This window comes from Nocardia sp. NPDC059764 (assembly GCF_042732555.1).
Lineage (GTDB): Bacteria > Actinomycetota > Actinomycetes > Mycobacteriales > Mycobacteriaceae > Nocardia.
Genome location: NZ_JBHWHH010000206.1, coordinates 1 through 11,828 on the forward strand (window position 1 = coordinate 1; position 11,828 = coordinate 11,828).

Consider the following 11,828-nt stretch of genomic DNA (forward strand, 5'->3'; position numbering starts at 1 on the left):
AGTGCCGGGGCCGTTTGTCTTTTCGCCGGTAGGAAGGGGGACCGGCAGTAGTTGTTCGCCGCGGATGCTCAGCGAATGGCCCTGACCTCGGGGCATATCGACGTGCTAAAGGGGAAGGCCATAGTGGGCCTCCCCCTTACACGGCGAAAATCCGAGGTCAGCGACGCCAGTCGTCGTAGTCGTCTTCGTCCCAGCCCGCACGCGAGTCCTTCGCGTCGTGCTCGTCGGAAAGCACAGCACCACTCAGCTGCGTGTCGGAGGGACTCCCCGACAGTTCGCGCTGAAGGCTCGTGAAGTCGGTCGACGGTGAGCTGTACTTGAGCTCACGTGCAACCTTGGTCTGCTTTGCCTTAGCCCGGCCACGGCCCATGGCTGACCCCCTCGCGTCACTGCGGGGCGGCCTGGGGTGGGTTTGGCGGCCCCGTTCGAATTAATACTCTTCCTGACGAACACTTTAGCGTGTGTCAGGCGGTCGCGCTTCCAGGAGTGGGGGATAAACGTCCCGGGGCCGGGACCGGCGACAACCGGGCGATCCTGAAAACCCTGCCGACCGGCTACTGCAGGACGCCGGGAATCGCTCGAATGATGCCGACGCGAGCTCCGCCGCCCAGCACCGCGGGCGTTGCCAGCTCAGCGTGCGCATCGGTCCACTCGACCCCCATACGCTGGAGAATGGCCAGCGTCAGCGGAAGCCGCGCGCGATCGGCGCCGTCATCGATCTTGTACGCGAAGGCCGAACCGTCCGGCAGCGCACCCGCGTGCACACCGTCCGCGCCGATCTTGCACACCAGTCCCGGCGTCGCGGACATAACGCGGAAATCGGGGCCGTCCGTGCCGGAAATCACTCGCGGATGGGTTCGGATCGCGTCCGCGACACGGCGTTCCGGCGCACCCTCGGGCGCGGTGGCGAAAGCCGCATAGGCGCGGGCCAGATTCACCAGCGACACCGGCACGATGGGCAGGCCGCACCCGTCGATACCGAGATCGGTCTCCGGCTCACCGGTCACGTCGGCCACGGTGTCCAGCACCGCCTGCTGCAACGGGTGCCCGACCTCGAGGTAGCCGCGGATCGGCCAGCCGTTGATCGCGCAGGTGGCGAGCATGGCGGCATGTTTGCCAGAGCAGTTCATGAAGATCCGTCGAGCCGCCTTGTCGCGGTCGGCGCCGGCCAGCACCCGGGCCCGGGCCTGCTCCTCGAAGGGCAGATCCGGCGGGCACTCCAGATCGTCCTCGGTGAAACCGAAGCGGTCCAGCAACCGCTGCACCAGCTCCACGTGATCCGGCTCGCCGAAATGCGAGGCGGTGGCGATGGCCAGCTCGGCGTCATCCACCGGTTCGAAACCGTTGCGCAGCAGGGTGAGCGCCTGCAGCGGCTTGTTGGTGGAGCGCGGGAAGATCGGGCCGTGCACCGCACCCACCTCGACCAGCGGCTCACCGTCGGGGCGCAGCACCACCGCGGAACCGCGGTGGACGCACTCGCGGAAACCGGACCGCACCACCTCGACCAGATCGACGCTCATCGGTGCCCCTTCGCTGTCATCGGGCCGCCGCGGCGTGGCGGCGGCGGTGACGGTCGATCTGCATGCGGACGTCATCGGAGATGGTGGGCTCGGCGGATTCCAGCAACTCCAGGCGCCCGGGGTCCGCGCCGGTGAACAGATCGCGGACGGTGACCCCGTGCTCGGGCACGTGCACCACCCGCACATCGTCGCCCGCGCCGATCCCGCCCTCGGCCAGAACTCGCAGGTAAGCGCCCGTGTTCGCCTGTGTCGTAAAGCGTTTCACCCACTGCGGCTCACCGGCGCGCCACTGGAAGGTGGCACACGGGACCCGCGGCGCGGACACTTCGAGCAGGGTGTCGCCGATGGCCCAGCGCTCACCGATCACCGCGTCACTGACGGGGAGCCCGTCGATGCGCAGGTTCTCGCCGAACCAGCCCGCCGCGAGGTCGCGGCCCAGTTCGGCGGACCAGCGCCGCGCGTCCTCCTCGGCGTAGGCGTAGACGGCCTGGTGGGTACCGCCGTGATGCTTGGTGTCGCACACGTGGTCGCCGTCCAGGCCGAGGGCCCGGACCGGAACCCGCTGCGGCACCGGACGTTTGTCGATGGCGGTGCGGCCCACCTTCGAGGACTTGGCGGGCACCTCGAGTTCGGCGTGCACGACGCAGACGGCCAGCACCCGGCCGACGGGGGTGGCGGTCACCGGCCGCGCAGCTTCTCGACGGCGAGCCGCCCGGCCTGCGGTTCGTCGTGCGCGGGCACCGAATCCGCGTCGATGGCCGCCGCGCACGGGCCGGCCACCAGCTCGGTGTCCACCGGGATGGTGCGTTTGATCAGGGCCAGCGCGATCGGGCCGAGCTCGTAGTGGTCGATCACCGTGCCGAGCGTGCCGACCGCGCGGCCGCCCGCCGTCACCGGATCACCGGGCGCCGGACGGGAATCCGCCGAGCCGTCCAGGTGCAGCAGCACCAGGTGCCGGGGCGGCTTGCCGAGATTGTGCACCCGCGCGACCGTCTCCTGGCCGCGGTAGCAGCCCTTGTTCAGGTGCACGGCGCCGTGTTCGGCCGGGCCGCCGATCCAGTTCACCTCGTGCGGGATGGTGCGGTCGTCGGTGTCCAGGCCCAGGCGGGGGCGCAGGGCGGCCACCCGCAGCGCCTCGAACGCCCACAGGCCCGCGGCCGCCGCGCCCGCGTCGCGCAGCGTGGTCCACCAGGCGGCGAGCTGGTCGCGGGGGACCAGCAGGTCGAAGGAGTCGGCGGTGGGCCAGGGCATGCGGCGCAGGAAGCCGCCGCCGGGCAGCGGGACCGCGCGGTAGGTGTCGGGCAGGGCGGGCACGCCCAGGGCGTCGACGAGGTCGGCCGCGGCCGGGCCCAGCAGGCTCAGGACCGCGTGATCGTTGGCGTCGACGGGCTTCGCGTCGGCCCAGAACACCATCTTCTGCAGGAAGCTCAGCAGGTGGGGTCCGCGGGCGCCCTCGGTGTCGATCCACACCGTGCCGTCGAGTTCGGTGAGTACGAAGTGGTTCAGCACGCGGCCGTTGAGATCGAGGTCCAGGTTCTCCGCGGACTCCCCGTCACCGAGACCGGCGACGGCTTGGCTGGAGATGGTGTGCAGCCAGCTCAGTCGTTCCTTGCCGGTGATCGAGAGCACGAACCGGTGGGAGCGATCCACCACCGCGACCCGCTCCGCCGCCGCGCGCTGCTCCCCGAAGGGATCGCCGTAATGCCATGCGACCGCGGCATCCGGTGACTCCGGCAGCCCCGCGACAGCCCCTGGAACCTGCAAGATCGGACTGGCAACCGAGGAGGACACGACTCCACCCTAGCGGCTCGCGGCGACAGGCCTCGGGCGCACGGCTCGGGAACGGGACCCCGGACCGATGTCGTCCCCGAGACGCGCCGGTGGCGCATTTGGGCAGGTTTGAAATGCGAGCACCGCTTCCAGCAGGTCGTGGCAGGTGGCTTGACGAGCCGGGTGGCACAGTATGGCACCCAGGACCCGTCGACTCCCCTAGGCTCATCACATGGTGGAACGGGTTCTGGTGACACTCGACGGCGCGATCCGGGATCCGGACGCGCCGTTGTTGTATGCGGACGATATCGGTGCGTTGCGGGGCGACGGCGTCTTCGAGACGGTGCTGGTGCGCGACGGTGTGCCGTGCGCGCTGGAAATGCATCTGGCGCGGCTACGGCGTTCGGCGGAGGCGCTGGATCTGCCCGCGCCGGACCTCGAGGCATGGCGGTTCGCGGTCGAGTTGGCCGCCGAGGAGTGGGGCAAGGGCCGCGAGGGCACCCTGCGGATGGTCCTGACTCGCGGACGTGACAGCGATCACGGCGGAGCTGGCCAACGTCCGGCGAACAAGACCGGCGATCTGGCCGGAGCCGAACCCGCCACCACCGGTTACGTTTTCGTGGTCGGCGTCCCCGCGCGGGTGGAAAAGGCGCGCACCGAAGGCGTTTCGGTGATCACCCTCTCCAAGGGCATCTCCGTCGACCTGGCGCAGAACGCGCCGTGGCTGCTGATGGGCGCGAAAACCCTGTCGTACGCGACGAATATGTCCGCGCTGCGCTTCGCCCAGCGGATGGGCGCCGACGACGTCATCTTCACCAGCACCGAGCACCGCGTCCTCGAGGGTCCGCGCTCGACCGTGGTCGTGCAGCGCGACAACCAGCTCATCACCCCGCCCGCCCGCAACGGCGTCCTGCCCGGCACCACCCAGCGGGCGCTGTTCACGCAGGCGGAGAAGGCGGGCTGGGAGTGCCGCTACGAGCCGCTGTTCACGGCCGACCTGATCACCGCCGACGCCGTGTGGATGCTGTCCTCGATCACCCTGATCGCCCGGGTCAATTCGCTGGATGGACTGCGCATGTCGCCACCCGAGAACGCGGCCGAGATCGTGGAGATGGTGAACCGCGGCATCGCGCTTCCCGGGAGCCTCGCCGACTGGTAGTCCCGATCACGTTCCAGCAAATATCGGGCCCACTGTGGCGAGGCATACGTTGATCCGCGCCTCCCGACGCGTAGTCTCTGTTACTACGTCATGTCGTAGATCGGCAGGGAGGTCGGATGAGCGTCGTAGATCTGGCGCGCTGGCAGTTCGGAATTACCACCGTCTATCACTTCATCCTGGTGCCGCTCACCATCGGCCTCGCACCGCTGGTCGCGGGCATGCAGACCGTGTGGGTGATCACCGGTAAGGAGCACTGGCTCAGGCTCACAAAGTTTTTCGGCAAACTGTTCCTGATCAACTTCGCCCTCGGCGTCGCCACCGGCATCGTGCAGGAATTCCAGTTCGGCATGGGCTGGAGCGAATACTCCCGCTTTGTCGGCGACGTGTTCGGCGCCCCGCTGGCCATGGAGGCGCTGGTCGCCTTCTTCATGGAATCGACCTTCCTGGGCCTGTGGATCTTCGGCTGGACCCGGCTGCCGAAAAAGCTGCACCTGGCGTGCATCTGGCTGGTCGCCATCGGCACCAACGCCTCCGCCTACTTCATCATCGCCGCCAACTCGTTCATGCAGCACCCGGTCGGCGCGGAGTACAACCCGGAGACCGGCCGCGCCGAACTGCACAGCATCTGGGCGGTGCTCACCAACAACACCACCCTCGCCGCCTTCCCGCACGTCATCGCCGGAGCCTTCCTCACCGCGGGCACCTTCGTGGCGGGCATCGCCGGCTGGTGGATGGTGCGCAATGCCCGAAAAGCCAAGGCGGAAGGCAACGACGCGCTCCTCGAGGACGCCCGCACGATGTGGCGGCCGAGCGCGCGCATGGGCCTGTACGTCGTGCTCATCGCCGCGGTGGCGCTGATCTTCACCGGTGACATCCAGGGCAAGCTGATGTTCAAACAGCAGCCCATGAAGATGGCGTCCGCCGAATCGCTCTGCCACACCGAGACCGATCCGGACTTCTCCGTGCTGACCGTCGGCACCCACAACAACTGCGACAGCGTGGATCACCTCATCGAGGTGCCCTACGTGCTGCCGTGGCTGGCCACCGGCGAATTCACCGGCGTCACCCTGCAGGGCGTCAAGGACCTCCAGGTCGAGTACAACCAGAAGTACGGCGTCGGCGACTACCGGCCCAACCTGTTCGTCACCTACTGGTCCTTCCGCGCCATGATCACCTGGATGGCCGGCTCGATCCTGTTGGCGCTGGCCGGATTCTGGGTCACCCGCCGCGGCCGGATCCCGGACCAGACCTGGTTCAGCTGGCTGTCGCTGATCGCGATCGCCACCCCGTTCCTGGGCAATATCTCCGGCTGGATCTTCACCGAGATGGGCCGCCAGCCCTGGGTCGTCGCACCCAACCCGACCGGCGACCAGCACATCCGGATGACGGTGCAGCAGGGCGTCTCCGGGGTCTCGGCGGGCACCATCCTCACCTCGCTGATCGTGTTCACCGCGCTCTACGGACTGCTGGCCATCGGATGGTTCTATCTGATGCGCCGCTACGTGATCGCCGGACCCGAACAGGCATCCACCCCGGGCACCCCGAAGATGACCGGGGAGCCCGTCGAGAAGCTTTCCTTCGCCTACTAGGAGCCGAGGATGAGTCTCCCTGAATTCTGGTTTCTGCTGATCGCGGTCCTGTTCACCGGCTACTTCGTGCTGGAGGGCTTCGACTTCGGCGTCGGCATGCTGATGCCGATCATCGGGCGCGGCGACGAGCAGAAGAAGCGCACCGTGCTCAACACCATCGGACCGGTGTGGGACGGCAACGAGGTGTGGCTGCTCACCGGCGGCGGTGCCATGTTCGCCGCCTTCCCGGAGTGGTACGCCAGCCTGTTCTCCGGGTTCTACCTGGCGCTGCTGCTCATCCTGGTCGGGCTGATCGCGCGGGCCTGCGCCATCGAATGGCGCGGCAAGATCAATGACCCGCGCTGGCGCACCTGGTGCGACATCGGCATCGGCCTGGGCTCCTGGATCCCCGCGCTGGCCTGGGGTCTGGCCTTCGCGAACATCGTGCACGGGGTGAAGCTCAACGAGCGCAAGCAGATCGAGGGCAACCTCTTCGACCTGCTCAACCCGTACGCGCTGCTCGGCGGGCTCACCACGCTGCTGCTGTTCATGCTGCACGGCGCGCTGTTCATCGCCCTCAAGACCGGCAACGAGGTCCGCGACGACGCACAACGCATCATCCGCGTGCTGTTCGTGCCCACCGCCGTCGTGGTGGCCGCCTTCGGCATCTGGACCCAGCTCGCCCACGGGCACGGCTGGACCTGGATTCCGCTGGCGCTGGCCGTGATCGGACTGCTGGTCGCGGGCTTCGCCGCGAGCCAGGGGCGCGACGGCTGGGCGTTCACCGGCACCGCGATCACCATCGCGGCCGCCACCGTGCTGCTGTTCGGGTCGCTGTTCCCGAATGTGCTGCCGTCCACCATCAACGACGCGTTCAGCCTCACCGTCGACGGCCGCGACGGCACCGTCGCCGCCTCCTCCACCCACTACACGCTCGTGGTGATGAGCTGGGTCGCGGTGGCGCTGGTCCCGGTCGTGCTGGTCTACCAGACCTGGACGTACTGGGTGTTCCGCAAGCGGCTCACCATGGAACAGATCCCGGCCCCGATCGGGCTGCCCATGGAATCCGCGAAGAGCTGAACCCGGGGCGCGCCGCCCCCCGGAAGGATTTGGGCGGCGCGTCTTTTCGCAGAGGAGATCGACCATGGCACGACCGGTGGACCCGCGGCTGTGGCGGCACGCCCGCTCCGCGCGCCGGTATCTCGGACTCAGCGTGGGACTCTCGCTGATCACCACCGGATGCATCGTGATCGCGGCGCTCGCCCTGGCCCGGGTGCTCGCGGGGGTCGTCACCGAACCGGAACACCGCCGGATCGGGTCGTGGACGGTCGAATTGGCGGTGTTCGCGGCCGCCGTGCTGTGCCGGGTGGCGGCCACCTGGTGGCAGTCCCGGCTCGCGCACCGGGCCGGGGCGCAGGTCGTGGCCGAACTCGAGACCGCCGCCCTGGCGGCCGGGGCCCAGCTCCCGCCGCGCGAACTGGAGAGCCGCCGTACCGAACTCGCGGTCGTGGTCGGCTCCGGGCTCAGGGGGCTGCGCGCCTACCTCGCGGGATATCTGCCCGCCCTGATCCTGGCCGCCCTCGTGCCCCCGGTGGTGCTGGCCGTCATCGCCGTCCACGACTGGGTGTCCGGCGCGATCATCGCCGTCACGCTGCCGCTGATCCCGATCTTCATGATCCTCATCGGGCTGCTCACCCAGGGGAAGTCCGCGGACATACTGGCCGCGACCACCCGGCTGTCGGATCAACTGCTGGACCTGTTCGCGGGCATGCCCACCCTGCGCGCCCTCGGCCGCGAGACCGCCAAGGGACCGGCGCCGCAGGATGATTCGGCCCGCAGCATGGCCGGACGCGTCCGCGAACTCGGCGACGCCCTGCACCGGCGCACCATGTCCGCGCTGCGCCTGGCCTTCCTGTCCTCGATGGTGCTGGAGATGCTCGCCACCCTGTGCGTGGCCCTGGTCGCCGTGTCCATCGGCATGCGACTGGTCTTCGGCCACATGGGGCTCTACGCCGGGCTGCTCGCCCTGATCCTCGCCCCCGAGGTGTACCTGCCGCTGCGCGCCGTCGGCGAACGCTTCCACGCCGCCCAGGACGGAATGGCCGCGGCCGAAGGGGCTTTCGCCGTTCTCGAGCCCGACGCCGAGGCCGCGCCCGCCGCGCCCGCCGGGACCGTGCATCGAAACCTGCTCGGTCACATCGAGATCCGGGACCTCGGCATCACCGCCCGTGACGGCAACGCGCCCGACGGCCTCACCGCCACCCTCCGGCCCGGCGAGGTCACCGTCCTCACCGGGCCCAACGGCTGCGGCAAATCGACCGCCCTGCAAGCCGTCCTGGGCCTCCTCGCCCCCGACACGGGCACGGTCACCATCGACGGCACCCCCGTCCCCGAGCTGGACCCCGACGAATACTGGTCCTCCATCGCCTGGCTCCCGCAACGCCCGGTCCTGCTCCCCGGCACGCTGCGCGCCAACCTCGAACTCCTCGGACCCCCGTCCGGGAACGACCAGATCGACGCCGCCTGCGCCGCCACCGGTTTCGACGCCGTCCTCGACGCCCTCGCGGACCGCTGGGACACCGTCGTCGGCGCGGGCGGCGTCGGATTGTCCCTCGGCCAGCGGCAGCGCCTGGCCCTGACCCGCACCCTCGCGGCCCCCCGTTCGATCCTGCTGCTGGACGAACCCACCGCCCACCTCGACGACGCCGCCGAGGCCACGGTGCTCGCGGCCCTCACCGCCCGCGCCCGCGCCGGGGCCACCGTCGTCGTGGTCGCCCACCGGGCCTCGGTCCTCGCGGTCGCCGACCGCATCGTCGAAGTCCGCGCCACGCGAACGACACTCGACGATCCGGAGGCGAGCGTCACCGGATCGGACCGGGAGGTGTCGACGCGATGAGGGCGGTCATGGCCGACTTCCGGCGGATCCGGGAACTCCTCGAACTGTCGCGGGCGCGCATGGCGCTCTCGGTCGGCTGGGGCGTGCTCGCACTCGGCAGCGGGCTCGGCCTGGCCGCGCTCGCGGCCTGGCTGATCGCCCGGGCCTGGCAGATGCCGCCGGTCCTGGACCTGAGCCTCGCCGTGGTGACCGTTCGGGCACTGGGCATCTCGCGAGGGCTGTGCCGGTACCTCGAGCGGCTCGCCACCCACGACGTCGCGCTGCGCGCCATGAGCACGGCACGGACCACCACCTATCGCACGCTGGCCGGCGCGAATATCTGGCGGCCGCGCCGGACCGGCACGACCGGTGCCGCGAGTTTCGGAGCAGTGGACGAGGCGGGCGGTTCCACCGGTTCGCCCCGGACCGAAACCGAAGCCCGGCACGGGGATCCGACCCAGCTGCGCCGGGGCGAACTGCTCGGGCGAGTGATGAGCGATATCGACGACCTCGGAGCCGTGGTGGTGCGCGCGGTCGTGCCGATCGCGGTGGCGGTGATCCTGTCCCTGCTCGCGGTCGGACTGCTGGCGAGCATCTCGGTGCCCGCGGCGGTGATTCTGGCGGTGGCGTTGGCGGTGTCGGGGATCGTCGCGCCCTGGCTGTCGGCGCGGGCGGCCGAAGAAGCCGAACTGGCGGTGCGGGCCGACCGGACCGAGTTCACCGCCGAGTCGCTCACCGTGCTGGATCACGCACCCGAATTGCGGGTCGCGGGACGGCTTTCCGAAGCGGTCGGCGCGGCCACCGCGGCGGGGCGGCGCGCGGTCGCGGCGGAGGACCGGGCGGCGGCGCACGGCGCCTGGGCGGCGGCGGTGCTGCCGCTGTCCATCGGGGTCAGCGTGCTGGGGGCGCTGCTCATCGGGATCGTGTTGTACGGCGGCGGATCTCCGGTGCCGACCGCCGGGTTCCAGACCGTCGCGCCCGGCGGCATCTCGCCGATGGCGTTCACGGTGCTCGTGCTGGTGCCGCTGTCGGCCTTCGAGGCGGTCGCGGTGCTGCCCGCCGCCGCGCAGGCGCTCACCACCGGCCGCGCCGCCCTGCGCCGCCTCGACGAGCTGGAAGCCGGAGACCCGGCTCCCCGCGAATCCGAGACTGCCGCATCGAAATTCCCGGCCCTGCCGCAGGGCCGCCGGATCGCGGTGACCGGGCCCAGCGGTGCGGGGAAGACGACCCTGCTCATGGCATGGGCGGGCCTGTTCGGCACACCCGAGCCCGGCGTCACCTTCTTCGCCGAGGACGCGCACCTGTTCGGCACCACCGTGCTGGAGAACCTGCGCGTCGCCCGCGGCGACATCACCGCCGCCGAGGCCGATGCCGCCCTGCGCGCGGTCGGGGCGGGGGAGTGGCTGGACTCACTGCCGGACGGAGTCGAGACCGATCTGGTCGGCGGGGCCGCCGCGGTCTCGGGCGGCCAGCGTCGCCGGATCCTGCTGGCCCGCGCCCTGCTCTCGCCCGCGCGGGTGCTGCTGCTCGACGAACCCACCGAACATCTCGAGGCGGAGGCCGGGGCCGACTTGCTGCGCCGCCTCCTGGACGAATCGAGCGGCCTGGTGGATCGCGACCGCACGGTCGTGGTCGTCACCCACCAGCTGCCCCCGGACGCCAAGGCCGACACCATCGTTCGCGTCGAACCCGGAGGCGCGATCGACACCGGTCCCCGTATTCCCTAAACCGCGGTCTGACCTGCCTTTTCGCAGTCCGCGAAAATACGTTGCCGCGAGAGCCGGATCCGACTAATTTCGTCGGTACACAGGAAGGAGGTGGTTCGAGAATGATTTCTAGGACGCGTGAGGTGGCTGCCAGCTAGGCGCTACCGCTGCAATCGGATTCCGATCGCGCGAGCCCTCGCGAATCCACGGCAGTCACCCGGCCCCCGAGTTACGGTCCGTCCGACCGAACTTGCGTGAAGAACGTTGCATCCTTCCGCAGGTATGACTCGGGGGCCGTACTGTGCCGGGACTTCAGCGGGTGGCTTAGAGCCGTATGAGTTGGCATTCCGTGCCTGCGCCGGGTGCCCAAACAATTTTGGGGGTACCCCAGGAGGTACCCCCATCGCAGCGAAATCAGTTGTCGCGTGCCGTATCGGCAGGCCCCTCAGCCGATATACCGCTTCAGGCGGGCCGAGAGCCGCGGCTCCAGTGCGCCGTCGGCCGCGATGCGCTCCTCGACGTAGCCCAGGTCGCCGCCCTCGACGATGCCGTAGAGCCGCTTCGCGCCGCCCACCACGATGCCGGACTGGCTGCGGATCACCACGTCGGTGGCCAGCTCCCAGGACGACTGGGTCAGGGCCTGGCCGTAGAACAGCTCGACGATGCCGGTCGAGTGCGTGAGCAGTAGCTCCAGCACCTCGTCGTCGCCGTCGATGCCGACCCGCCAGAAACCGCTCTCACGCAGGTCCGGGCCGTCGTACTCGCCCTCGGTGGTGAGCTTCCAGGACCGGGCTTCCCAGGTCAGGTAGTCGCCGCCGTCGTGGGCGACGATGATCTGCTGACCGAAGCGGTAGTCGCCGGTCTCGGGGTCGTTGCCCTCGCCCTCACCGCGCCACACGCCGACCAGCGGCAGCAGTGCGAGCATGGACGAACTCAGATCGGGGCCCAGCCGCAGATTCGCGGTGTCCACGGGCAGCGGCAGATCGGGGAGCGTCGGAACGTTCAGCCCCCCGGTCGACTTGGCCCGCTCGACCGCCTCCGCGACCGCCTGGTCGCCGCTGCGGCGCGAACCGGCGGCGTCATCGGACGCCGAGCCGTTGGCCACTCCGTTTTCGGTGTTCTCGTGGGCCGGATCTGTCACGACTCGGTGAACAGCCGGTAGAGGACGTACAGACCGAACCAGGCGATCAGCACGGACACGAGTACCAGCAGAATTTCGAAGGTAAGCAC

Annotated in this window: 10 protein-coding genes; 5 read left to right on the top strand and 5 right to left on the bottom strand. The window is 69.8% G+C overall.

Annotated elements, in window-relative coordinates:
- Positions 1 to 157 precede the first annotated feature (157 nt).
- From ACFV4K_RS30985 to ACFV4K_RS31000, 4 genes are all read right to left on the bottom strand, one after another.
- Complete coding sequence (locus tag ACFV4K_RS30985; protein WP_213558229.1) at positions 158 to 370, bottom strand: DUF3073 domain-containing protein; 213 nt, start codon at positions 368 to 370, stop codon at positions 158 to 160.
- A gap of 184 nt (positions 371 to 554) precedes the next feature.
- Positions 555 to 1,520, bottom strand: coding sequence for an asparaginase (locus tag ACFV4K_RS30990; RefSeq protein WP_379279708.1), 966 nt, complete (start codon positions 1,518 to 1,520; stop codon positions 555 to 557).
- A gap of 16 nt (positions 1,521 to 1,536) precedes the next feature.
- On the bottom strand, positions 1,537 to 2,202 hold the full coding sequence (locus ACFV4K_RS30995) for an MOSC domain-containing protein (protein ID WP_379279710.1): 666 nt from the start codon (positions 2,200 to 2,202) through the stop codon (positions 1,537 to 1,539).
- Complete coding sequence (locus ACFV4K_RS31000; RefSeq protein WP_379279712.1) at positions 2,199 to 3,311, bottom strand: YgfZ/GcvT domain-containing protein; 1,113 nt, start codon at positions 3,309 to 3,311, stop codon at positions 2,199 to 2,201. Before ACFV4K_RS31000 ends, ACFV4K_RS30995 begins: the two co-directional genes overlap by 4 nt.
- A 211-nt stretch (positions 3,312 to 3,522) precedes the next feature.
- On the opposite strand from ACFV4K_RS31000, the gene ACFV4K_RS31005 reads away from it, so the two are divergent.
- From ACFV4K_RS31005 to cydC, 5 genes are all read left to right on the top strand, one after another.
- On the top strand, positions 3,523 to 4,449 hold the full coding sequence (locus ACFV4K_RS31005) for an aminodeoxychorismate lyase (protein ID WP_379279714.1): 927 nt from the start codon (positions 3,523 to 3,525) through the stop codon (positions 4,447 to 4,449).
- 116 nt (positions 4,450 to 4,565) lie between these two features.
- Positions 4,566 to 6,038, top strand: coding sequence for a cytochrome ubiquinol oxidase subunit I (locus ACFV4K_RS31010; RefSeq protein ID WP_379279715.1), 1,473 nt, complete (start codon positions 4,566 to 4,568; stop codon positions 6,036 to 6,038).
- A 9-nt stretch (positions 6,039 to 6,047) separates the two neighbouring features.
- The gene (cydB, locus tag ACFV4K_RS31015) at positions 6,048 to 7,097 is read left to right on the top strand and encodes a cytochrome d ubiquinol oxidase subunit II (RefSeq protein WP_379279717.1); all 1,050 of its coding nucleotides are present in this window, start codon (positions 6,048 to 6,050) and stop codon (positions 7,095 to 7,097) included.
- 64 nt (positions 7,098 to 7,161) lie between these two features.
- Positions 7,162 to 8,913: a thiol reductant ABC exporter subunit CydD gene (gene cydD / locus ACFV4K_RS31020; protein WP_379279719.1), complete on the top strand. Its 1,752-nt coding sequence runs from the start codon at positions 7,162 to 7,164 to the stop codon at positions 8,911 to 8,913.
- A complete protein-coding gene (gene cydC, locus ACFV4K_RS31025; RefSeq protein ID WP_379279721.1) occupies positions 8,910 to 10,619 on the top strand; it encodes a thiol reductant ABC exporter subunit CydC in 1,710 nt (569 codons plus the stop codon). The genes cydD and cydC overlap by 4 nt, the downstream gene beginning before the upstream one ends.
- A 424-nt stretch (positions 10,620 to 11,043) precedes the next feature.
- Here cydC and ACFV4K_RS31030 read toward each other — a convergent pair whose 3' ends face one another.
- Positions 11,044 to 11,703, bottom strand: coding sequence for an FABP family protein (locus tag ACFV4K_RS31030; protein WP_379279723.1), 660 nt, complete (start codon positions 11,701 to 11,703; stop codon positions 11,044 to 11,046).
- Between the last annotated feature and the right edge of the window lie 125 nt (positions 11,704 to 11,828).